Raw genomic sequence first — 20599 nt, forward strand, 5'->3', positions numbered from 1 at the left:
AGGGTCAGTCTTCCTCGGGCGGCTCTTCGGTCCGCTCCCCGGCTGGGCGCGGCGTGCGCTTGCCGGGCTTGGCGAGGATCTCGACGTAGAACTGCTTGCCGGCATCTTTCACGATGCCGTCGATCAGCTTGTTGATGGCTGGCAACTGGGCGACTTCAGCGGTTTCCGCCGATGCCCCGAACTTGCAATCGAAGTCCCAGAAATCGCTGCCCTCGGGCAGGTCACGGCGGCGTTCGCGCTTGATGTACTTGCTGATCTCGTGCTTGATGGCTTCGACGAGACGATCGGGGTGCTTGCCCTCGACTTGAAGCTGAAAGGTTTTTCTCATGGGTGATCGTAACTCCGTGGTGGGCACTGCCGCGCTGTGTACAGTCGGCGGTTCAATGGAAAGCAGGTGAAGACATGGCGCGCGCGAACGACTGGGCAAGCAAGGTGATGGCATTGGTGAACGGCGGAAACGCTCCGGCCGCCATCGCGCAGATCAAGGTCGCGCCCTCGGTCAAGGACCTGAAGGCGCTGCAGACCATCATGACGCTCTCGAAAATGAAAGGCCGCTATCCGAACGTGGATGCGGCCATCTCGGACAACCTCGACCTGCTGGCGGCGCCCCGCCTGCATCGCTCGCCCTGAGCTTGTCCTGAAGGCTTACAGGGCCTGGCCGAGGCGCTTCACACCCTCTTCGATCTTCGCCACATCGGCCGTCGCAAAACTCAGGCGCAGCGTCGCCACATCGGGCTTCTCCGCAAAGAACGGCGCGCCGGGCACGAAGGCCACGAGCTTCTCGATGGCGCGCTTGGCCAGCTCGTTCGCATCGGCCAGCTTGCCGTTGGCGCCTGTGAGGCGCGCCCAGAAGAACAATCCGCCGTTGGGCTGCGTGAAGCTCACCGCATCGCCCAGTTCGCGCTTCAGCGCCGCGCCCATGGCCTGCGCGCGCTGGCCGTAGACCTCGCGCACATGCGCGAGCGTCGCGGGCATGCGGCCGCTCTTGAGGTATTGCGCGGCCGTGGCCTGCGAGAAGGTGCTCGTGTGTGCGTCGCTGAACTGCTTGCACATCGTCGCCTTGGCGAGCAATTCGGGCGGCGCGATCATCCAGCCGATGCGCAGGCCCGGGCTCAGCACCTTGCTGAGGCTCCCGCAGTGCGCGAGCAGTTCGCGGCTGCCGGGCACGTCCTTGCTCAAGGCGAGGATCGAAGGCGGCGGCGCTTCGCCGAAGTAGAGGTCGCCATACGGGTCGTCCTCGACGATCAGCGTCTGGTACTTCACGGCGAGTTCGAGCACCTTCTTGCGGCGCTCCAGCGTCAGCATCGCGCCGCTGGGATTGCCGAAGGTCGGGATCAGGTAGACGAACTTGGGCTTGTGCTCGGCGATGAGCTTTTCCAGTTCGTCGGTCTTCACACCGTTGGCGTCGATGGGTGCGCTGATGAGCTGCGCGCCGTAGAGGCGGAAGCACTGGATGGTGGCCAGGAAGGTCGGGCCCTCGACGATCACCTTGTCGCCGGGCGAGATCATGGTCTTGCCCAAGAGGTCCAGCGCCTGCTGGCTGCCGGTGGTGACGATCAGGCCGCTGGGATCCACATCGACGCCCTTGGTCTTCATGAAGGATGCGAGCTGGTTGCGCAGCGGCTCGTAGCCTTCGGTGGCGCCGTACTGCAATGCGCCGCCGGGTTCTTCGGTCAACGCCTTCTGGCTCGCTTCCTTCAGGCCCTCGACGTCGAACATCGCGCTGTCGGGGAACCCGCCTGCAAAACTGATGATGCCGGGCTTGCCGAGCAGCTTGAAGAGTTCGCGGATGGCGGAGGTTTCGACGTTGTCGAGGCGGGAGGCGAATTGCATGATGGTCAGTCTCACTTTCTGGGCGCCATTGTCGCGAAAGCCGGTGCATGAATGCTGCATAAGGCCATCGGCTTTCAACGATATATTGCGCCTGTCGCCGCCCTGCACGCCCGGGCAGACGCGTGCGGCGCTCCGAGCCCCATGAAAAAAGACAATATCCCCCTCTTCTTCGCCACCCTGCAGGCGGCCAACCCCACGCCCGAGACCGAACTCGAATACGGCACCCCTTTCGAACTGCTGGCCGCCGTGCTGCTATCGGCGCAGGCCACCGACGTGGGCGTGAACAAGGCCACGCGCAAGCTGTATCCGGTGGCGAACACGCCCCAAGCGATCCTCGACCTGGGCGTCGAAGGGCTGGAGAGCTACATCAAGACCATCGGCCTGTACCGCAGCAAGGCGAAGCACCTGATCGAGGCCTGCCGCATGCTGGTCGAGCTGCACGGCGGCGAGGTGCCCCGCACGCGCGCCGAGCTCGAAGCGCTGCCCGGCGTCGGCCGCAAGACCGCCAACGTGGTGCTCAACGTGGCCTTCGGCGAGCCGACCATGGCGGTCGACACCCACATCTTCCGCGTGAGCAACCGAACCGGGCTCGCGCCGGGCAAGACCCCACTGGAGGTGGAACTCAAGCTCGAGAAGCGCGTCCCAGTGGAATACCGGCTGCACGCGCACCACTGGCTCATCCTGCACGGCCGCTACATCTGCGTGGCGCGCAAGCCGCGCTGCTGGGAATGCGCGGTGGCGCCGTACTGCGACTACAAGCCCAAGACACCGGCTCCGAAAACGAAATGACAACGCACGCATGACGATCCTGAAGACCCACGGCGCCCTGCTCGCCACCGCCCTGCTCTCGGCAGCCGCCTTCGCGCCGGGCGCCGCGTGGTCGCAGCAGGGCAGCAAGGGCCTGCCACCCGACGCCATGGCGGCCTACGGCGGCCGCTGGTCGCCCTCGTGCGCCGATGCGTCCGCACCGACGCTGCAGGTGCGCGAGGACCAGTTGATCGTCGAAAGCGGCAAGCGCCGGGTGGTCGGCCAGTCGCCCGAAACGGCCCACAGCTTCTTCGGCAACAGCCAGCCGCCGGCCCGCTTCGACGTCGCCCTGATGAGCAATGTCGACAAGGCCGGCGCCCTGACCTTCCTGGTCTTCCGCGAAGCGCGTGGACAGTCCATCACGCTGGATGCCGCGAAGCCGGTGGCGGGGCAACTGGGTCCCGACCTGATGAAGCTGCGCTACTGGCGATGCGACGGCGCCGCGCGCGCCGCGCTGCCGGCCGTGGAATCCACCGCGACGAAGCAACCCGCTCCGCCAACAGGCAGCCCGGCCGCGCTCGCGCAAGGCCCCGCGATGCAGAAAGCCTGGCGCGCCGCACTCGGCGCCAAGGAAAACGACCGCTGGCTGGTGCGCCGCGAAGGCCCGGCGCCCGAGCCGCAATGGGTCACCGTGGCCGGCACGCGCTATGTGCTGCATGCCTTCTGCAAGCCGCACGACTGCCATGACAACAACGCGATCGCGCTCTACGACCAAGGCTCGGGCCGCATCTACGGGCTGGTGCAGCGCAGCGGCAAGAACGTCTTCGTGGGCGCACCGCCGCAGGCGCTGGCACCGCAGCTGGACAAGCTCTGGCGCGAGCAGTGGCGGCAGAAGAACTGAGCTGACGGACGCTTTCCCGGGCTGCGTCACCGAACTCGAACCGCAGTTCGCCCGAGGGTCGCAGTCACCCGACCGGCGGATGCTCGAAGGTCAACCAGCCGCCGAATGCCAGTTCGCCGGCCGGCCAGTCGGCAGCGGCTTCCGGGCAGCGGACGCCACGCTGCAACAGCGTCACCGCCCGCAGCACGCCGGCGTGGGTGACCCAGAGCGCATCGCCCTCGCCCGCCAGCCATTCATCGTGTGCCTCGGCTGCGCGCCGCATGAACGCACGCACGCTCTCGCCGTTCGCACCGGCAATGCCGTCGGCGAAATTGCCTGTCCAGGCCTCGAACTCCTCGCGCGCGATGGCGGACCATGGCCGCCCTTCCCACGCGCCGAAGCTCATCTCCGCCAAACGGGCATCGTGCTGCACAACCAGATCCGGACGCAGCGCTGCGATGGCGCCGGCCAATGCGGCGCAACGCCGCAGCGGCGAACTGCGCAGCGCGATGCCGGCGGGTAGCAAAGGCGCGATGCGTTGTGCTGCGGCCAGCGTGGCTTCGGCTTCCGCTTCGAGGTCGGTCGCGCCGTAGCAGAGCCCGGGCGCCGCGATCACGGGCGCGTGGCGCAGCAGCCAGAGCTTTCTCATGCCTGCCAGGCGAGCGCGAGATAGATCGCCAACTCGCAGACCTGCTGGGTCGCACCCAGCCCGTCGCCGGTGAAGCCCTGCAGGCGACGCATGAAAAGACGCGCCATCCAGCCCGCGGCCACGACGACGGCCAACAGCGCCGCGACGACATGCACGAGGTCATGCGCGCACAGCAGCAGCGCCACGGCGGGAATCGACCACAGCACTGCGACGACCAATGCCCCGCCGCTGATCGCATCCGCCAGCGGCTTCGCCTTGCTCGCCCCGCTGTCGCCCACATAGGGCAGCCAGCGGATGAGGAACAGTGGCGCCAGCCGCGACAGCACATGCGCCCCGACGATCGCGACCGCCACCGTCTCCAGCCCACGCCCCGCCAGCGTGGCGAGCAGAGCAAACTTGAGGCCCAGCGCGAGCACCAGCGCGACGGCACCGAATGCACCGATGCGCGAGTCCTTCATGATTTCCAGAGCGCGCTCGCGGTTGGCCGAGCCGCCGAGACCATCGGCGACGTCGGCCAGGCCGTCTTCATGGAAGGCACCGGTCAGCATCACGGTGGCGACGGTGCTCAGCACGGCTGCGGCGAATGCGCCGGCCACGCTCTGCAAGCCGACGCCCACGGCCACGAAGACCAGTGCGGCCACCCCGCCCACCAGCCAACCGATCCCGGGCAGATGCGCCGCACTCGCGCGCAGCATCTGCGGACTGAACCCGACCCACGTCGCAAGCGACCCCGTCACCGGCACGCGCGTGAAGAACTGCAGCGCCAGCAGGAAGTGGCGAATGCCGCTCATCAGAATCAAGCGTCCTTGCGCGACACGCCCGCCGCCTCGAAGCTCGCCATCTCGCGCAGGATGCGGCAGGCCGATTCGAGCAGCGGCCAGGCCAGCGCGCCGCCCGAGCCTTCGCCCAGGCGCAGGTCGAGGTTCAGCAAGGGCTCAAGTCCAAGATGTTTCAGCAGCAGCGCATGGCCCGGCTCCGCCGAGCTGTGCGCGGCCACGCAGCGCTGCGTCACATGCGGCTGCAGCGCTTGCGCGACCAGCACGGCAGCGCTGGCGATGAAGCCATCGACCACGATCACACGGCGTTCTTCTGCCGCCTGCAGCACAGCGCCGACCAGCGTGGCGACCTCGAAACCGCCGAACGCGGCCAGCGCGTCGAGCGGTTCGGTCGCCGCCGAATGCAGTGCAAGCACCTCGCGCAGCACATCCCGCTTGCGTGCGAGCCCCGCCGCATCGAGGCCCGTGCCGGCACCGGTGCAGGCGCCGATGTCCAACCCTGCAAGCCGCGACAGCAGCAGCGCCGCCGACGAGCTGTTGCCGATGCCCATCTCGCCCAGCAGCAAGGCATTGCCCGGCAGCGCGCGCACCACCTCGCGTCCGTTGGCGATGGCCTGCGCGCATTGCTCGGCGGTCATGGCCGGACCGGCCGACGCATCCGCCGTCCCGGCAGCAATCCGCCGCGACACCAGCCCCGGACGAGGCTGGAAGTCCCGCCGCACGCCGCAATCGACCACCGTCAGCGCCAGCCCGTGCTGCCGCGCCAGCACGCTGACCGCGGCGCCACCGGCAAGGAAGTTCTCGACCATCTGCCAAGTCACATCGCTCGGATATGCCGAGACACCACGGGCCGCCAGCCCGTGGTCGCCCGCGCAGACCAGCATCTGCGGCGCTTCGAGCACCGGCGCTTCGCTGCCCAGGATCGTGCCGATCCGCACGGCCAGCGTTTCGAGCTTGCCGAGCGCGCCGAGCGGCTTGGTCTTGTTGTCGATGGCGCTTTGCAGCCTTGCAGCCAGCGCACTGTCGGTGATATCGGAGATGGAGGGAATCGTGTCGTTCATGCGGGTTCAATCAGGCGGGTAAGGACGCCGGCGTCGAAATGGGTTTCGATGAAATCGGCCAGGCCGTCGAAGGTGCTGTCCAGCGTGGGCGCCGCGGCGCCGAACAGCGCATGCAGCACCGCGGCGTCCTCGAACAGTCCGTGAAGGTACAGCCCGAGCACATTGCCGCGCGCGTTCTGCCAGGCCAGACCCTCGGGCATCACCGCGTGGCCGTCCTGCGCCATCTGCGGATGGGCGGCGGTCTGGCCGTGGTGGATTTCGTAGCCGGCCATCGGCACACCCGAGAGCGCGGCCCAATCGCCGATCAGCGTGCCGAAGGTCGCATTGCGATGGCGCACGGTCTTCTCGCGCTCGAACACCGTCACCAGCGGCAGCAGGCCGAGGCCGGGCGCATTGCCGTCGATGCCGTGCGGATCGACCAGCGCCTCGCCCAGCATCTGCAGCCCGCCGCAGATGCCGAGCACCACGCCGCCTCGTGACGCATGCGCGGCCACCGCACCGTCCAGCCCCTGCGCGCGCAGCCAGGCCAGGTCGCCGCTCGTGTGCTTGGAGCCGGGCAGCACGATCCAGTCGGCACCGGCCACGTCGGCGGGCGTCCGCGCCCAAAGCAACCGCACGCCGGGCACGTTCTTGAGCGACTGGAATTCGTCGAGGTTGCTGATGCGCGGGTAGGCAATGACCGCTACCGTCGTCGTCACCTTGCCGCTCGCACGGCTGCGGTCGTCGAATACACCGTCCTCCTCGGGAAGGCCGTGCTGCCACCACATCGGCAGCGTCGCGACCGTGGGCACGCCGGTCAGCGCCTGCAGCTTCTCGGGCGCGGGCGACAGCAGCGAGGCGTCGCCGCGAAACTTGTTGAGCACAAAGCCATGCAGCAGCGCGCGGTCGGCCTCCGGCAAGAGCGCCCAGGTGCCGTAGAGATGGGCGAAGGCGCCGCCCCGGTCGATGTCGGTTGCGAGCAGGCAGCGAGCCTCGGCGTACCGGGCCACGCGCATATTGACGATGTCGCTGGCCATCAGGTTGATCTCGGCCGGCGAGCCCGCGCCTTCGATCACGACCACGTCGTTCTCAGAGCGCAGTTCATCGAGCGCCCCGGCGATCTGCGGCCACACGCGTTCGCTGCGCCCGCGCCAGGGCAAGGCCGAGAGCGCCTCGCTCACCTGCCCCATCAGGACGACCTGGCTGTGGGTGTCGCGCTCGGGCTTGAGCAGCAGCGGGTTCATCCGCACATCGGGCACAGCATTCGCGGCCAGGGCCTGGAAGTACTGCGCGCTGCCGATCTCGCCGCCATCGACCACGCGGGCGTTGTTGCTCATGTTCTGCGCCTTGAAGGGCGCCACTTTCAGCCCCTGCCGCGCATACCAGCGGCACAGCGCCGTGGCCAGCCAGCTCTTGCCGGCTCCGCTGGTGGTGCCCAGGACCATGACGCAGCGCGCCGGCCTGCTTTTCGCCGTTGAACTCATGGGCCGGATTGTCGTTGAGCGCCGGCGCGTCCCGAGTCGGGCGGCCGGAATGCGGCATCTTTCACGCAGGCGGCCGCAGATGCGGTTGCGTTTTGAATCCGGGGGTGGCGCTAATCCGTATACAAGACATCCCAATGCCTTGCGATCACGGACCCATGCCTGCCCTCAACGACCTGGCGCTCACGGTCGAGGAACGCGAGCCGGGCCAGTTCTACTGGACCCTGCTCGAAGCCCTCGACAACAGCGGCCATTCAGACCTTCACGACACCCGCGACACCCTCGACTACCGGGTGTTCCGCTCGGCCGCCAAGCCGCAGGCCAGCCACTCCAACGCCCTGGCCCTGGGCGTCGCGGAGCTCCAGAAGATCAGCGCGTCGCCACCTTCTGCGTCGCTGTAGCCGATGTAGCCGAAGCGGTTGCCGCCGGCACTTCCCACGTACCGCCGATCGCGCGGATCAGGCCCACAGCCGCCTGGTACTGCGCCGACTTCACCTGCAGCGCCTGGCGCCGGTTGCGCAACTCGCTCCGGCGCGCATCGAGCAGGTCGAGCTGGCTGATGTAGCCGTTGCGGTAGCGCGTGTCCGACAGGCTCGTCGCCCGCTGGGCCGACGACACCGCCTTGGCCTGCACCACCGACTGCTCCTGCAGGATGCGGATCGCGGCCAATTGGTCTTCGACCTCCTGGAACGCCACCAGCACCTGCGTGCGGTAGCTGGCGAGCGCGCCGTCGAGCTGGGCATTGGCGCCCTGCACGCCGGCCTCGCGGCGGCCGCCGTCGAAGATCGGCAGCGACAGCAACGCGCCCACGCCCCATGAGCGCGCCGACCACTTGAAGAGGTCGCCGATCTCGGGCGAGGCGTAGCCGGCAGCGCCAGTCAGCGAAATGTTCGGGAACCACGCGGTCTGCGCCACGCCGACGCGGGCCTGCGCCGCGAGCACCGCGTTCTGCGCGGCCGACACGTCGGGCCGGCGCGTGAGCACCGTGCCGGGCACGCCCGGCGGAATGGCCGGCAGCGCCGTCGCCCATTCGTCGGTGCGCACGCCGAAGCTGGAGGCCGAATCGCCCACCAGCACCGCGAGCGCATGCTCGACCTGGGCGCGTTGGCGATCGAGCGCCAGCGCATCCGATTCGGTCGACGACACCTCGGTCTGCACCCGCGCCACGTCGAGCTCGGCGATGTCGCCGGCCGCCTGGCGGCGCTGCGTCAGGCGCAGCGTGTCGCTGTAGGCCTCGACGGTCTCGCGCATCAGTGCGCGTTCGGCGTCGAGCGCGCGCAGCTGCAGGTAGGTCTGCGCCACTTCGGCCTGCACTGCGAGCCGCGTGCTCTGCAGCAGGCCTTCGCGGCCGGCGGCATCGAGCTTGGCCGCATTGCTGGCGCCAGAGAGGCGGCCGAACAGGTCGACTTCGTACGAGAACGTGGCGCCGATGTTGGTCATCGTGCCCGGCCTGACGCTGGCCGAAGCCTTATCCAGGCCCGCGCCCCGGTTGGCGCCTGCCCCCAGGCCGATCTGCGGCAGCCGGTCGGCGTTGGCACTGCGCGCCAGCGCGCGGGCTTCGGCCAGCCGCGCCGCTGCGCTCTGGATGTTGTTGTTGTTGACGTCGGCCTTCTCGACCAGCGCATTGAGCACCGGATCGTTGAACGCCAGCCACCAGGCGCCGCGCGCCTGCGCCTCGGAAGGCAGCGCCTTCGTGAAGCCGGCGGGCGGCGTGGCGCCCTGCTCCTTGAACTGCGCCGTGGTCTGGATTTCCGGCACGCCCGAAGGCACGGTGGCGCAGCCGGCCAGTGCCAGGGCTGCAACCAGCGGCAGCAAGGCGCCGCGGACCCAAGGTTGGAATGCGAATTTCATGATGAACTTTCTTCTTGATCGGTTGTGCGATCAGTCATGCGACTCGTGCGAGGGACGCGGCGAGGCCGGCACCGGGTGCAGTCCGCCACCGCCGGAACCACCGTGCGAAGGCGCGGGATGGTTGGCCGAGACGAACTCCTCGCCGTGCGGCACTTCGCCGTGCAGCTTGAGCGGCTTGTTGCCCGCCAGGCGGCGCAGCAGCACGTAGAACACCGGCGTCAGGAACAGGCCGAAGGCCGTCACGCCGATCATCCCGGCGAACACCGCCACGCCCATCGCCTTGCGCATTTCCGAGCCCGCGCCGGTCGAGAGCACGAGGGGCAGCACACCCATCACGAAGGCGAGCGAGGTCATGAGAATCGGGCGCAGGCGCAGGCGGCTCGCTTCGATCGCGGCCTGGATGGGCGTGCGTCCGGCGAACTCCAGCTCGCGTGCGAACTCCACGATCAGAATCGCGTTCTTCGCACTCAGCCCCACCAGCACGATCAACCCGATCTGCGTGAAGACGTTGTTGTCACCCCCCGATATCCATACGCCCGCCATCGCGGCCATGATGCCCATCGGCACGATCAGGATGATCGCGATCGGCAGCGTCAGGCTCTCGTACTGGGCGGCCAGCACCAGGAACACCAGCAGGATGGCCAGCGGGAACACCAGGAAGGCGGAGTTGCCGGCCAGGATTTCCTGGTAGGTCAGCTCGGTCCACTCGAAGCTCACGCCCTTGGGCAGCGTCTCGGCCGCGATCTTGGTGATCGCGTCCTGCGCCTGGCCCGACGAATAGCCGGGGGCCGGGCCGCCGTTGATGTCGGCCGCGAGGTAGCCGTTGTAGCGCATGGCGCGTTCCGGGCCGAAGGTCGAATTGACCTTCATCAGCGCGGCCAGCGGCACCATCTCGCCACTCGTCGAGCGCACCTTCAGCAGGCCCACGTCTTCGGCACGGGCGCGGTAAGGCGCATCGGCCTGGACGCGCACGGAGTACGTGCGGCCGAACTTGTTGAAGTCGTTGGCATACAGGCTGCCGAGGTAGATCTGCATCGTGTCGAAGATGTCCGTCACCGGCACGCCGAGCTGGCGGGCCTTGGTGCGGTCGATGTCCGCATAGAGCTGCGGCACGTTGACCTGCCAGCTCGTGAACATGCCCGTGAGCTCGGGCGTGGCGTACGCCTTGGCCATGAAGGCTTTCACCGCGGCGTCCATCTGGTCGTAGCCGACCGAGGCGCGGTCTTCGATCTGCAGCTTGAAGCCGCCCGTGGTGCCCAGGCCCGCCACCGGCGGCGGCGGGAACATCACGATGAATGCGTCCTGGATGCTGGCGAAGGCACCGTTGAGTTGGCCCGCCACTGCACCGCCGCTCTGGTCGGCGCGCTTGCGCTGGTCGAAGGGCTTGAGCGTGGCGAACACGATGCCCGAGTTCGAGCTGTTGGTGAAGCCGTTGATCGACAGGCCCGGGAAGGCGATGGCGTCTTCCACGTTCGGGTTCTTCTTCATGATCTCGCCCATGCGCTGGATCACTTCGTCGGTGCGGTCGAGAGTGGCGCCGTCGGGCAGTTGCGCAAAACCGATGAGGTATTGCTTGTCCTGCGCCGGCACGAAGCCGCCGGGCACCGCCTTGAAAAGGCCGAAGGTCACCGCGATCAACGCGACGTAGATCGCCAGCATCAGCGCCTTGCGAGAGATGACGTTCTTCACGCCGCCGCTGTAGGCCTCCGAACCACGATGGAACAGCTTGTTGAAGCCGCGGAAGAGCCAGCCGAAGGCCTTGTCCATGCCGCGCGTCAGCGCGTCCTTGGGTTGGTCATGGCCGCGCAGCAAGAGGGCCGCAAGAGCCGGCGACAGCGTCAGCGAGTTGATCGCCGAGATCACCGTCGAGATCGCGATGGTCACCGCGAACTGGCGATAGAACTGGCCCGTGAGACCGCTGATGAAAGCCAGCGGCACGAACACGGCCACCAGCACCAACGCGATAGCGATGATGGGCCCGGACACTTCGCGCATCGCACGGTACGTGGCTTCACGCGGTGTGAGCCCCGCCTCGATGTTCCGCTCGACGTTCTCCACCACCACGATGGCGTCGTCCACCACGATGCCGATCGCCAGCACCAGCCCGAAGAGGCTCAGCGCATTGATCGAGAAACCGAGGACGTGCAGCACCGCGAAGGTACCGATCACCGACACCGGCACGGCCAGCAGCGGAATGATCGACGCGCGCCACGTCTGCAGGAACAGGATCACGACCAGCACCACCAGCGCGATGGCTTCGAGCAGCGTGTGGATCACCGATTCGATGGACGCACGCACGAACTGCGTCGGGTCGTAGGCGATGCGGTATTCCAAGCCTTCCGGCATGTTCTTGTTGAGCTCTTCCATCGTCTTGCGAACGTTGGCCGAGATGTCGAGCGCGTTGGAGCCCGGTGCCTGGAACACACCCATGCCGACGGCCGGGTCGTTGTTCAGGAGCGAACGCAGCGAGTAGTCGGCAGCGCCCATTTCGAGGCGGCCGATGTCGCGCAGGCGCGTCACGGCGCCGTCGGTGCCGCTCTTGACGATGATGTCGCCGAACTCTTCTTCGCTCTGCAGACGCCCTTGCGCATTGATGGAGAGCTGCATGTCCACGCCCGAGAGGCCCGGCGATGCGCCGACCACGCCGGCCGCGGCCTGCACGTTCTGGCCGCGGATCGCAGCCACCACGTCGCTCGCCGAGAGGCCGCGCTGCGCGACCTTCTGCGGGTCGAGCCAGACTCGCATCGAGTAATCGCCGCCGCCGAAGATCTGCACCTGGCCCACGCCTTCGATGCGCGCGAGCGGGTCCTTCACGTTCAGCACCGCGTAGTTGCGCAGGTAATTGATGTCGTAGCGGTTGTTCGGCGAGACGAGGTGAACCACCATCGTCAGGTCGGGCGCGCTCTTGACGGTCGTGATGCCCAGGCGCCGCACTTCCTCGGGCAGGCGCGGCTCGGCTTGCGAGACGCGGTTCTGCACGAGCTGCTGGGCCTTGTCCGGGTCGGTGCCGAGGCGGAACGTGACGGTCAGCGTGAGCACGCCGTCGGTTGTTGCCTGGCTGCCCATGTAGAGCATGCCTTCGACGCCGTTGATCTGCTCTTCGAGCGGAGTCGCAACGGTTTCGGCGATCACCTTGGGGTTGGCGCCCGGGTACTGGGCGCGCACCACCACCGAAGGCGGCGCGACTTCCGGGTATTCCGAGATCGGCAGCCCGCGCAGCGCGATCAGGCCGGCTATCAGCATCAATAGCGACAGCACGCCGGCAAAGATCGGCCGGTCGATGAAGAATTTAGAGAGATTCATGTTGGTTCTCCGGTGAGCACTGGTGCGCTCCCCTCCGGTTTCAGGACTTCGCGGCTTCCGCCACGCGTTCCGGTTGTTGTTGCTTGGCGGCGTCCGCCTTGGCGTCCATCGTCACGTTCTGCGGCACCACCAGCGCACCCGGGCGGATGTGCTGCAGGCCGTTGACCACGACGCGATCGCCGGCCTTCAGGCCCTTGCTCACGACGCGCAGGCCGTTGATGGAAGCGCCGAGCGCCACTTCGCGGTAGACCGCCTTGTTGTCTTCACCCACGACCATCACGAACTTCTTGTTCTGGTCGGTGCCGATGGCGCGTTCGCTCACCAAAAGGGCGGTGTCGTTGCGCGCCTGGCCCATGCGGATGCGGGCGAACTGGCCGGGGATGAGCGCGCCGTCCTTGTTGTCGAACGAAGCGCGCACACGCACGGTGCCGCTGCGGGCGTCGACCTGGTTGTCGATCAGTTGCAGCTTGCCGGTGAACGGCGTGCCTTCGAGGCCTGCAGTGCCCATCTGCACGGGGATCGTGTCGATCTGGCCGCGGGCGCCGGCGTTGGCCGGCAGGTCCTTCAGGGCGCGGGTGACGACCTGCTCGTCGGCATCGAAGCTCGCGTAGATCGGGCTCACCGACACCAGCGTGGTCAGCACCGGCGCGCCGGGGCCCGCGGCGACGAGGTTGCCCACCGTCACTTCGAGCTTGCCGATGCGGCCGGACACCGGCGCGCGCACCTGGGTGTAGCCCAGGCTCAGGCGTGCGGTCTGCAGCGAGGCCTGCGCGGCGCGCAGGTTGGCTTCGGCTTCGCGGCCGGCGTTCACGCGCTCGTCGAGCTCACGCTGCGCGATGGCCTGCTCGTCCCACAGGCGCCTGGCGCGCTCCTGCTCGCTGCGGCTGAACGCCTGGCGGGCCTGTGCCGAGGCGACCTGGGCTTCGGCACGCTCCACTTCGGCGGCATACGGCGCGGGGTCGATGGTGATCAGCAGGTCGCCCTGCTTCACCAGCGCGCCTTCACGGAAATGCACCGCCTGCACGGCGCCCGCCACGCGGGAGCGCACGTCGACGCGTTCGACCGCTTCGAGGCGGCCCGAGAACTCGTCCCAGGCGTTGATCTCGCTCGATGCGACGGTCGCGACCGACACCGGCGTGCCCTGCTGCGCTGCGACCGGCGCCGTGGCCTCGGCCTTGAAGCTGTACATGCCCACGACCGCGGCGGCGACAGCCAGCAGTGCGGTGAGGCCGGTCACGGCGGGCCAAAGGCTCTTGCGGGCGGCGGAAGACAGCTTGTGTTGTTCGTTGTTCGACATGATTTCGTCCTTCTCGATGACTTTTTGGGATGCAACAGGCCACCCCGGTGCTTTTGGCACCAGGAGGCGGATTTCAGGGAAAAAAGGGGCCCGACGCCCGCCTCAGAGGAGAGGCGGCGGCTGTCAGTGGGCGGTGCTGACTCTTGCGGGTCTAGCTGGGCTCGGGTGCCGCGGGAGGAGGCGGCGTCGTGGCGCTGAAGAACTCGCGAAAGTGCTGCTGCACGTTGGCGGCACAGTCCCGACAACCCTCGTTTTCAGGGTCGTACAGCGCTCTGGGCCAGTTCGCGGCGCCGGGCAGCACGCTGCTGGTGACCTCGATGCCGGCCGCGCGCAATCGGCCTGCGAAGGTCATGGCTTCGTCGCGCATCGCGTCGTCCTGCCCCACCAGCACCAGCGCGGGTGCCAGCGCAGAGAGGCGCAGCGACCCACTCGGCACCGCATAGGGGTGCGTCGCGTTCGAGGGGCAGCTCAAATACTTTTCCCAACCGCTGGCCCAGCGGCATTCGGGCTCATCGTTGGTCGCCTTGCGCAGCGACGCGGTGCCTGCGCACGGATCGAGCATCGGCGACAGCAGGATCTGGCCCGCCACCGGCGGATGGGCCCGGTCGCGAGCGATCAGCGCAACGGCCGCGGCCAGGTTGCCACCGGCTTCTTCGCCGGCCAGATAAACCAGCGCGCCCTTGCCGCCCAGCTTGTTGCGTTGCTTGTAGAGCCATTCAAGGGCGGCATAGCCGACCTCGATGGGCTCGGGGAACGGCACCAGTGGATAAGCCAGCGAAACCACCACCGCGCCCGCGCCGGCCAGCAGCCGGCCCACGTTGCGCCCGTTGTCCAGGCCGCCGCACACGAATGTGCCGCCATGAAAATGCAGCACCAGGGGTGCCGTGTCGCTCTTGGCGCGCTGTCCGTAGACACGGGCGGCCACCGGTTCGCGACCGGGCAGCTCGATCAGCAGATCGGCTTCCACGCCTTGCACCGCGGCAGCAGCAGCGGCAGCTTCGGCAGAACGTGACGATGGAACGGGTGACATGGACGACCTCAGGGTGATGGGCGATGGTTGAAATATAAGGCGCCGTGTGTGACATGAAACAGGCAACCTGACCCCACTCTGTTTCCAAACGGCTAACAATCCGTATGCCACAGGGGGTTGAGCGCCTTGTGTGAGAATCCGCCTCCCTCCGGCGTGGGCCGGCCCCCTCAACAGGCATTCACAGGCATTCAATGGATCAGATCCAGGCAATGCGGATCTTTGTCCGCGTGGTGGAAGCCGGCACCTTCACCCGTGCCGCCGATTCACTCGCCCTGCCCAAAGGCACGGTCACCAAGCAGATCCAGGCGCTGGAATCGCGCCTGCGCGTCAAGCTCCTGAACCGAACCACACGCCGCGTGACGGTCACGCCCGATGGCGCCGCCTACTTCGAACGCGCCGCCCGCCTCCTGAACGACTTCGACGACATGGAGGCCAGCATGACCAATGCGCAGGCCAGCCCCACGGGGCGGCTGCGCATCGATGTCGGCACTTCAGTCGCGCGTCAGATCATCCTGCCCAACCTCGCCAGCTTCTGCGATCGCTACCCCGACATCCAGGTCGATCTGGGCGTGAGCGACCGCACGGTCGACCTCATCAGCGACAACGTCGACTGCGTGATCCGCGCGGGCGAACTCAGCGACCAGTCGCTGGTGGCCCGGCGCATCGGCACCCTGCATTTCGTGACGGTGGCTTCCCCCGCCTACATCAAGCGCTATGGCGCACCGCAGCATCCGAACGACATCGAGAAGCGTCACACGGTGGTGAGCTATTTCTCGGGCACCACGCGGCGCATCTATCCCCACGAGTTTCACAAGGGCGACGAGCGCATCGAGCTGAACGGGCCGTACCGCGTGTCGGTGAACGAGAGCAATGCGCACATGGCTGCGGTGCTGGGCGGCTTCGGCATTTCGCAGTGCATCACCTTCATGGCCGATCCGCACCTGGAAAGCGGCGAGCTGGTCGAGGTGCTGGCCGACTGGAGCCGCGATCCGCTGCCGATTCACGTCGTCTATCCGCCGAACCGCCACCTGAGCGCGAAGGTGCGGGCGTTCGTGGACTGGGCGGCGGATTTGTTCGCCAAGAACCCGAGGCTGCAGCGGCGATGAGGTGGTCGCCCAATTGCCTTTGATTCCATTCAGTCATTTTTGGGACGGCGCTTGATGGTGTTTTCCAGCGCCACGGCCAGTATGGCGTCCAGGCTGTAAAGGGTGCCGCGCGCCGCACCTCTCGCGTGCCCTCGGGTTGAACTACCGAGGATTCCTCGGTAGTTGACTCGCGACTCAACTCCTCGTCTTCAAAGATGTTCTTGAGATGCAAGCCCACGTTATCGGTCTGACATCGAACAACTCAGCCATCCCTCGTTGCAAGAGCCAAACGGCTTGATCCTTGGCCCGTAGCTACCGCCAGCGGATTCAACCGGCCGACGCACGACTCGCCAGCGCACCGGGCAATTCAAACGCAACAGACTTGCTCTCCGACACTTGACGCTCGCCGCCGAGAACGCGTACATTGCCAACGCCTCGCGATGAGCGAGGCCGGGTTTAGCAGCCCACTGATATCCATGCGACGAAAGCCGCATGCACCGCACAAGGTCTGCGGCTTTTTCGTTCGCGCTTCCTTTTTAGGCGGCTCGGATGGGAGGGCTCACGCCCTGCCGGTTTTCGCAAGGATGTCCCGGTCTGCTAACCCGTTCGAGCCGCCGCCTTCGTTTAGCAGCGAGTGCGTCGGTTGTTGCAAATCGATATCCAAGGAGGCCCATCCATGGCCAATGCATCGAACGCAGGCACCGACACCGGTTGCACCTGCACGCCCCCTCTCCCCGCCATCCATCAATTCAAACCCTTCGAATGGATCGAGGGCGAGCGGATCGATCCTTCGCACCACAGCCTCGCCGCATTCCTCAACGATGCACGCGATGTGGTGCAAGGCACGCAAACGCTGATCCAGTTGCTCGACTGGGACGAAGACCGTCGCGATGCCGCGTCGTCATCCGCCGCCAACCTCGCACCGCTCTTCGATGCATGCCAGCGCAACGCGCTGCAGCGGCTGCTCTCCGCGTCTCTGGGACTGCTTCACGCCCGCATCGAACGCCAGTGCGAAGCACTCGCGCCATAGCGAAGCGCGCCGCAAGTGCAGCTACGGCCGGTAGACCGGCTCGCAGCGCACATCGGTCTTCACCGAATTCGCGATGAAGCACTCCTCGTGCGCGCGATGGTGCATGTGCTCGATCTGCTCGCGCGTGGGCAGGTTCTCGCCCGAGAACGTGACCTCGGGCCGGAGCATGACGACGGTCATGGCCATCTTGCCGTCGGCGTTCTTTTCCATCACGCCGCTGGCTGCATCGAAGTAACGGTCGACGCAGAACTTGCGCTTCACCGCCATCGTCAGGAACCAGAGCATGTGGCAGCTCGACAGCGACGCGACGAAGGCTTCTTCGGGGTCGACTGCCGATGCATCGGAGAACGGCAGCGGCACCACGTGAGGCGACGAAGAACCCGCCCACTCCGCGCCGCCGTCGAAGCGCAGCGAGTGCTTGCGGCTGTAGGTGTTGGCCAGAAAGTCCTGGTCGCCTCGCTGCCAGAGGACCTCTGCGGTGTATTCCGACATGGTCGTCGTTCTCCTTTGCAGTTTTTGTTGCCGATCAAGCGCCCAGCAGCTTGACCAGCAACGGCACCAGCAGCGCCGTCGCAATGCCGTTCAGCCCCATCGCCAGCGCCGAAAAAGCCCCAGCAGTTTCGTTCACCTGGATGGCCCGCGCAGTGCCGATGCCATGCGCCGCCATGCCGACTGCAAAGCCGCGCACCGCGGGCTCCTTGATGCGCAGCAGGTTCAACAGGCCCGTCGCCATGATCGCGCCCGAGATGCCGGCCACCGCAGCCGCCACCGCGGCCAACGACGGCAGGCCGCCGATCTTCTCGGCCACGCCCATTGCGATGGGCATCGTGGCCGATTTCGATGCGAGCGACATGATCAGTTCGTGCGAGCCGCCCAGCGCCCACGCGATGCCGATGGCAGAGACGATGGCCGCCACGGAGCCCATCAGCAGCGCGACACCGATCGGCAGCCACAGCCGCCGCAGCCGCGCGATCTGCCCGTAGAGCGGCACGGCCAGCGCCACGGTCGCGGGGCCGATCAGGAAGTGCACGAACTTCGCGCCTTCGAAATACGTGTCGTAGGGCGTGCGCGTGACGAGCAGCACGGTGACGATGACGACGACCGAAATCAGCACTGGGTTCACCATCGGGTTCGCGCCGCTGCGTCGATGCAGCCACAGCGCGCCCAGGTACGCGAGCAGCGTGAGCGACAGCCACAGCAGCGGCGACTGCGCAAGAAAGACCCAGATCTCGGAGAGCTTCGCAGGCGCAGTCATTCCGCGTTCTTTCCGGTGATGCGGATCATCCAGCGGAAGGTGAGCGCGGTAACGGTCATGGTGAAGGCCGCGCCGACGATGCCGGCCGCGAGGAACGGCAGCCACTCGCGCCCCACCCGCTCGAAATGCAGCATGACGCCGGTCACGGCGGGAATGAACAGCAGCATCAGGTTGCGTAACAGATGGCCCGAGGTGTCGGTCAGCGCCTGCGGCACGCCGCCGCGCATGAGCAGCGCGATGAAGAGCAGCACCATGCCGATCAGCGGACCCGGAATCGGCAGGCCCAGCCACTGCACGAGCAGTTCGCCGGCCAGCTGGCAAAGGAAGAGCGAGGTGATGGCGTAGAGCATGTTTTCAATCTTCGGTGCAAGCGGCTGCGCGTGTCCAGGCCTGCTTCAGCGCCTCCTGGCTGTGCGGCGGCAGCACGCCAAGGCGCACGTGGCCCGGCAGGCCGAAAGAGGCGCAGTCGCGCAGCTTGATGCCTTCGGCGCGCAACGCGGCTGCAAGCCGCGGGTATGGGACGTCGGTGCGGGCGCAGAAGAAATTGGCGTCGCTCGGGAGGCATTGCCAGTTCAGCGATTCGCAGAGGGCGCGTTGTTGTGCTTTCCAGGTTCGCAGGGTGTGCAGGCTTTGGGCGAGCCAGGCCTGGGCTTCGTCGCCGGTCCAGGTGTCGAGCAGCGCGACGCCGTGGGTGCCGAGCGGCCATGACGGAGCGAGTTGCTCGAGCCGCTGGATCAAGGGCGCGGCGGCAGCGTCGTCCGGCGCGATCGCATAGGCCGCGCGGATACCGGTGAGGCCCATGGCCTTGTTGGGCGTCCACAGTTGCCAGACGCGATCACGCTGCGGGCCATCGAGCGAAGGCTGGCCTTCGAGGCGCAGCGGTTCGTACGCCATGTCGAGCACACAGGTGCTGCCGACATCGGCGTGCAATGCGAGATCTTCCTGCGCCTGCCCGAGCGGGCTCGATGGCTCGCAGCACCAGTGCAGCGCCGCATCGCGATGCGGCTCCGGCGCGCGCAGCACCTGGAGACCCCGGGCTTGCGCCGCGCGCTCGTAGTCGCCGTAGCTGTGCGCCGGCAGCCACACCTGCCGCCCGCCGCCTTGCGCGACGGCCGCACTGATGCGATGGATGAATTCGCTCGCGCTCGCAGCGATCACGATGCGCTCGCCCGCAACGCCGTGAAAGGCCGCCAGCCTTTCGCGCAATGACGTGTAGCGCGGATCGGGATAGTGCGCGGCATCGACCGCGCGCAACGCAGCCACCGCCGCCGGGCACGCACCGACCGCGTTGCCATTGGTCGAGAAGTCATACGGTGCCGCGCCGGTCTCGTCGGGGCCGCCGTGCAGGGCATGGGTCAATGTCATGGCCACCCCGCCATCGCAACGATCGCCGCCGATGCGAACACGCCGGCCGCCAGCACCGCCCTGCCGCCGAGCACCGCTGTGCGCCGCGTGTCCTCTGCAGCGGCTTTGCGCCCTTCCCCGTTCAAGGTGTAGACGCCAGGTTTTGCCAACCGCACGCCGACCAGCAACGCCATCGCCGCCATCGGCCAGCCGCTGTTGGGCGACGGCGTGCGGCGCGCCTCGCGGCCCAGATCCCTCGGCCATTGCCATGCCACCGAGGCCAGCAGCAGCACGGTGATGCGCGCCGGAAGCCACGAGAGCACATCGTCGGCACGTGCGGCCCATTTGCCGAGCCAGTTCCAGTCGCGGCCGTTGCGCAGGCCCCGGTAGCCCCACATCGCATCGGCCGTGTTGGCGAAGCGGTAGAGCGCCGCGCCCGGCAGGCCGAGCAGCACGAACCAGAACAGCGGCGCCACCAGCGAATCGTTGAGGTTCTCGGCCAGCGATTCGATCGCACTCTCGCGCACCTCGCGCTCGCTGAGCGCGGAAACATCGCGGCTCACCAGCCGGGCCAGTTGCGCCCGGCCCGCGTCGAGCGACACGGCCAGCGCCGCCTCGACCGCGAGCACTTCGTCGCGCAGCATTCGCCATGCGAAGAGCGGCTTGAGCAACAGCCCCAGCAGCACGGCCGCGGCCCATGCGGGAAGGTGCAGCATGACGAGCGATTGCAGCAGTTGCGCCGCGCACCAGGCCGCCATGCCGCCGAGGCACCACGTCAGCGCGCCGATGAAGAAAACTGGCAAGTCCACGCGCTTCACCTTGTGGGGCTCCGGCGCGATGTGCGAGCCGATCCAGCCGAGGTACTGCCCCATCCATACCACCGGGTGCAAGCGCGCGGGGGGCTCACCCAGCCAGCGGTCGATGGCCAGCGCGAGCCAGAGCGCCGCGATGGCGATGAGGGCATGGGTGAAGGAGAGAGCAGGCATGGGGGCCGTCAT

21 protein-coding genes are annotated in these 20599 nt (G+C 67.4%); 6 read left to right on the forward strand and 15 right to left on the reverse strand.

What is annotated here, in order from left to right; all coding sequences use genetic code 11:
• Positions 1 to 4: 4 nt before the first annotated feature.
• Positions 5 to 328 carry a DUF6172 family protein gene (locus tag QFZ83_RS14485; protein WP_257859564.1) on the reverse strand — a complete coding sequence of 108 codons (324 nt, stop codon included), beginning with the start codon at positions 326 to 328 and terminating at the stop codon, positions 5 to 7.
• A gap of 74 nt (positions 329 to 402) precedes the next feature.
• Between QFZ83_RS14485 and QFZ83_RS14490 the strand changes: the two genes are divergently transcribed.
• A complete protein-coding gene (locus tag QFZ83_RS14490) occupies positions 403 to 630 on the forward strand; it encodes a hypothetical protein (protein ID WP_013541760.1) in 228 nt (75 codons plus the stop codon).
• Between the two features lie 15 nt (positions 631 to 645).
• Here QFZ83_RS14490 and QFZ83_RS14495 read toward each other — a convergent pair whose 3' ends face one another.
• Positions 646 to 1833, reverse strand: coding sequence for a PLP-dependent aminotransferase family protein (locus QFZ83_RS14495; RefSeq protein WP_307507505.1), 1188 nt, complete (start codon positions 1831 to 1833; stop codon positions 646 to 648).
• 141 nt (positions 1834 to 1974) lie between these two features.
• Between QFZ83_RS14495 and nth the strand changes: the two genes are divergently transcribed.
• Both nth and QFZ83_RS14505 read left to right on the forward strand, forming a co-directional pair.
• Positions 1975 to 2622: an endonuclease III gene (nth, locus tag QFZ83_RS14500; RefSeq protein WP_307507509.1), complete on the forward strand. Its 648-nt coding sequence runs from the start codon at positions 1975 to 1977 to the stop codon at positions 2620 to 2622.
• Positions 2623 to 2632: 10 nt separating this feature from the next.
• Complete coding sequence (locus QFZ83_RS14505) at positions 2633 to 3481, forward strand: Ivy family c-type lysozyme inhibitor (RefSeq protein WP_307507512.1); 849 nt, start codon at positions 2633 to 2635, stop codon at positions 3479 to 3481.
• 64 nt (positions 3482 to 3545) lie between these two features.
• Here the strand turns inward: QFZ83_RS14505 and QFZ83_RS14510 are convergent, their stop codons facing one another.
• The 4 genes from QFZ83_RS14510 to QFZ83_RS14525 are packed head-to-tail and all read right to left on the reverse strand — an operon-like array spanning position 3546 to position 7409.
• Positions 3546 to 4109 (reverse strand): histidine phosphatase family protein, encoded by a 564-nt coding sequence (locus tag QFZ83_RS14510; RefSeq protein ID WP_307507515.1) that lies wholly within the window; start codon positions 4107 to 4109, stop codon positions 3546 to 3548.
• Complete coding sequence (locus tag QFZ83_RS14515) at positions 4106 to 4900, reverse strand: adenosylcobinamide-GDP ribazoletransferase (protein ID WP_307507518.1); 795 nt, start codon at positions 4898 to 4900, stop codon at positions 4106 to 4108. Before QFZ83_RS14515 ends, QFZ83_RS14510 begins: the two co-directional genes overlap by 4 nt.
• A 5-nt stretch (positions 4901 to 4905) precedes the next feature.
• Positions 4906 to 5946, reverse strand: coding sequence for a nicotinate-nucleotide--dimethylbenzimidazole phosphoribosyltransferase (gene cobT, locus QFZ83_RS14520; RefSeq protein ID WP_307507521.1), 1041 nt, complete (start codon positions 5944 to 5946; stop codon positions 4906 to 4908).
• Complete coding sequence (locus QFZ83_RS14525) at positions 5943 to 7409, reverse strand: cobyric acid synthase (protein WP_307507524.1); 1467 nt, start codon at positions 7407 to 7409, stop codon at positions 5943 to 5945. The genes cobT and QFZ83_RS14525 overlap by 4 nt, the downstream gene beginning before the upstream one ends.
• 155 nt (positions 7410 to 7564) lie before the next feature.
• Between QFZ83_RS14525 and QFZ83_RS14530 the strand changes: the two genes are divergently transcribed.
• Positions 7565 to 7807 carry a hypothetical protein gene (locus QFZ83_RS14530; protein ID WP_013541770.1) on the forward strand — a complete coding sequence of 81 codons (243 nt, stop codon included), beginning with the start codon at positions 7565 to 7567 and terminating at the stop codon, positions 7805 to 7807.
• On the opposite strand, the gene QFZ83_RS14535 is transcribed toward QFZ83_RS14530, so the two are convergent.
• From QFZ83_RS14535 to QFZ83_RS14550, 4 genes are all read right to left on the reverse strand, one after another.
• A complete protein-coding gene (locus QFZ83_RS14535) occupies positions 7776 to 9257 on the reverse strand; it encodes an efflux transporter outer membrane subunit (RefSeq protein WP_307507527.1) in 1482 nt (493 codons plus the stop codon). The genes QFZ83_RS14530 and QFZ83_RS14535 overlap by 32 nt on opposite strands.
• Positions 9258 to 9287: 30 nt before the next feature.
• Entirely contained in the window at positions 9288 to 12560 is a 3273-nt protein-coding gene (locus QFZ83_RS14540) for an efflux RND transporter permease subunit (protein WP_307507529.1), read from the reverse strand.
• 40 nt (positions 12561 to 12600) lie between these two features.
• Positions 12601 to 13857, reverse strand: a complete 1257-nt coding sequence (locus QFZ83_RS14545) for an efflux RND transporter periplasmic adaptor subunit (protein WP_013541773.1) — start codon at positions 13855 to 13857, stop codon at positions 12601 to 12603.
• Between the two features lie 151 nt (positions 13858 to 14008).
• Entirely contained in the window at positions 14009 to 14887 is an 879-nt protein-coding gene (locus QFZ83_RS14550) for an alpha/beta hydrolase (protein ID WP_013541774.1), read from the reverse strand.
• Positions 14888 to 15078: 191 nt separating this feature from the next.
• On the opposite strand from QFZ83_RS14550, the gene QFZ83_RS14555 reads away from it, so the two are divergent.
• Together QFZ83_RS14555 and QFZ83_RS14560 are read left to right on the forward strand one after the other, a co-directional pair.
• Positions 15079 to 15993: a LysR family transcriptional regulator gene (locus tag QFZ83_RS14555; RefSeq protein ID WP_306876744.1), complete on the forward strand. Its 915-nt coding sequence runs from the start codon at positions 15079 to 15081 to the stop codon at positions 15991 to 15993.
• A 655-nt stretch (positions 15994 to 16648) separates the two neighbouring features.
• Positions 16649 to 17002, forward strand: a complete 354-nt coding sequence (locus tag QFZ83_RS14560) for a hypothetical protein (RefSeq protein WP_307507534.1) — start codon at positions 16649 to 16651, stop codon at positions 17000 to 17002.
• Positions 17003 to 17023: 21 nt separating this feature from the next.
• Here the strand turns inward: QFZ83_RS14560 and QFZ83_RS14565 are convergent, their stop codons facing one another.
• Genes QFZ83_RS14565 through cbiB form a run of 5 tightly spaced genes read right to left on the reverse strand, consistent with a single transcriptional unit; the run spans position 17024 to position 20587 of the window.
• Positions 17024 to 17494, reverse strand: coding sequence for an OsmC family protein (locus QFZ83_RS14565; protein WP_307507537.1), 471 nt, complete (start codon positions 17492 to 17494; stop codon positions 17024 to 17026).
• Positions 17495 to 17528: 34 nt separating this feature from the next.
• On the reverse strand, positions 17529 to 18257 hold the full coding sequence (locus QFZ83_RS14570) for an LrgB family protein (protein WP_176657872.1): 729 nt from the start codon (positions 18255 to 18257) through the stop codon (positions 17529 to 17531).
• Positions 18254 to 18607 carry a CidA/LrgA family protein gene (locus QFZ83_RS14575; protein WP_307507541.1) on the reverse strand — a complete coding sequence of 118 codons (354 nt, stop codon included), beginning with the start codon at positions 18605 to 18607 and terminating at the stop codon, positions 18254 to 18256. Before QFZ83_RS14575 ends, QFZ83_RS14570 begins: the two co-directional genes overlap by 4 nt.
• A gap of 4 nt (positions 18608 to 18611) precedes the next feature.
• Positions 18612 to 19622 carry an aminotransferase class I/II-fold pyridoxal phosphate-dependent enzyme gene (locus QFZ83_RS14580; protein ID WP_307507544.1) on the reverse strand — a complete coding sequence of 337 codons (1011 nt, stop codon included), beginning with the start codon at positions 19620 to 19622 and terminating at the stop codon, positions 18612 to 18614.
• On the reverse strand, positions 19619 to 20587 hold the full coding sequence (cbiB, locus tag QFZ83_RS14585) for an adenosylcobinamide-phosphate synthase CbiB (RefSeq protein WP_307507546.1): 969 nt from the start codon (positions 20585 to 20587) through the stop codon (positions 19619 to 19621). Before cbiB ends, QFZ83_RS14580 begins: the two co-directional genes overlap by 4 nt.
• Between the last annotated feature and the right edge of the window lie 12 nt (positions 20588 to 20599).

The organism is Variovorax sp. W1I1, assembly GCF_030815625.1.
GTDB classification, from domain to species: Bacteria; Pseudomonadota; Gammaproteobacteria; order Burkholderiales; family Burkholderiaceae_C; genus Variovorax; species Variovorax paradoxus_C.

What these genes read in the sequence shown, in the direction of transcription:
- QFZ83_RS14485 (WP_257859564.1), bottom strand. Translation starts at nt 328, where the DNA reads ATGAGAAAAACCTTTCAGCTTCAAGTCGAGGGCAAGCACCCCGATCGT.
- QFZ83_RS14490 (WP_013541760.1), top strand. Translation starts at nt 403, where the DNA reads ATGGCGCGCGCGAACGACTGGGCAAGCAAGGTGATGGCATTGGTGAAC.
- QFZ83_RS14495 (WP_307507505.1), bottom strand. Translation starts at nt 1,833, where the DNA reads ATGCAATTCGCCTCCCGCCTCGACAACGTCGAAACCTCCGCCATCCGC.
- nth (WP_307507509.1), top strand. Translation starts at nt 1,975, where the DNA reads ATGAAAAAAGACAATATCCCCCTCTTCTTCGCCACCCTGCAGGCGGCC.
- QFZ83_RS14505 (WP_307507512.1), top strand. Translation starts at nt 2,633, where the DNA reads ATGACGATCCTGAAGACCCACGGCGCCCTGCTCGCCACCGCCCTGCTC.
- QFZ83_RS14510 (WP_307507515.1), bottom strand. Translation starts at nt 4,109, where the DNA reads ATGAGAAAGCTCTGGCTGCTGCGCCACGCGCCCGTGATCGCGGCGCCC.
- QFZ83_RS14515 (WP_307507518.1), bottom strand. Translation starts at nt 4,900, where the DNA reads ATGAGCGGCATTCGCCACTTCCTGCTGGCGCTGCAGTTCTTCACGCGC.
- cobT (WP_307507521.1), bottom strand. Translation starts at nt 5,946, where the DNA reads ATGAACGACACGATTCCCTCCATCTCCGATATCACCGACAGTGCGCTG.
- QFZ83_RS14525 (WP_307507524.1), bottom strand. Translation starts at nt 7,409, where the DNA reads ATGAGTTCAACGGCGAAAAGCAGGCCGGCGCGCTGCGTCATGGTCCTG.
- QFZ83_RS14530 (WP_013541770.1), top strand. Translation starts at nt 7,565, where the DNA reads ATGCCTGCCCTCAACGACCTGGCGCTCACGGTCGAGGAACGCGAGCCG.
- QFZ83_RS14535 (WP_307507527.1), bottom strand. Translation starts at nt 9,257, where the DNA reads ATGAAATTCGCATTCCAACCTTGGGTCCGCGGCGCCTTGCTGCCGCTG.
- QFZ83_RS14540 (WP_307507529.1), bottom strand. Translation starts at nt 12,560, where the DNA reads ATGAATCTCTCTAAATTCTTCATCGACCGGCCGATCTTTGCCGGCGTG.
- QFZ83_RS14545 (WP_013541773.1), bottom strand. Translation starts at nt 13,857, where the DNA reads ATGTCGAACAACGAACAACACAAGCTGTCTTCCGCCGCCCGCAAGAGC.
- QFZ83_RS14550 (WP_013541774.1), bottom strand. Translation starts at nt 14,887, where the DNA reads ATGTCACCCGTTCCATCGTCACGTTCTGCCGAAGCTGCCGCTGCTGCT.
- QFZ83_RS14555 (WP_306876744.1), top strand. Translation starts at nt 15,079, where the DNA reads ATGGATCAGATCCAGGCAATGCGGATCTTTGTCCGCGTGGTGGAAGCC.
- QFZ83_RS14560 (WP_307507534.1), top strand. Translation starts at nt 16,649, where the DNA reads ATGGCCAATGCATCGAACGCAGGCACCGACACCGGTTGCACCTGCACG.
- QFZ83_RS14565 (WP_307507537.1), bottom strand. Translation starts at nt 17,494, where the DNA reads ATGTCGGAATACACCGCAGAGGTCCTCTGGCAGCGAGGCGACCAGGAC.
- QFZ83_RS14570 (WP_176657872.1), bottom strand. Translation starts at nt 18,257, where the DNA reads ATGACTGCGCCTGCGAAGCTCTCCGAGATCTGGGTCTTTCTTGCGCAG.
- QFZ83_RS14575 (WP_307507541.1), bottom strand. Translation starts at nt 18,607, where the DNA reads ATGCTCTACGCCATCACCTCGCTCTTCCTTTGCCAGCTGGCCGGCGAA.
- QFZ83_RS14580 (WP_307507544.1), bottom strand. Translation starts at nt 19,622, where the DNA reads ATGACATTGACCCATGCCCTGCACGGCGGCCCCGACGAGACCGGCGCG.
- cbiB (WP_307507546.1), bottom strand. Translation starts at nt 20,587, where the DNA reads ATGCCTGCTCTCTCCTTCACCCATGCCCTCATCGCCATCGCGGCGCTC.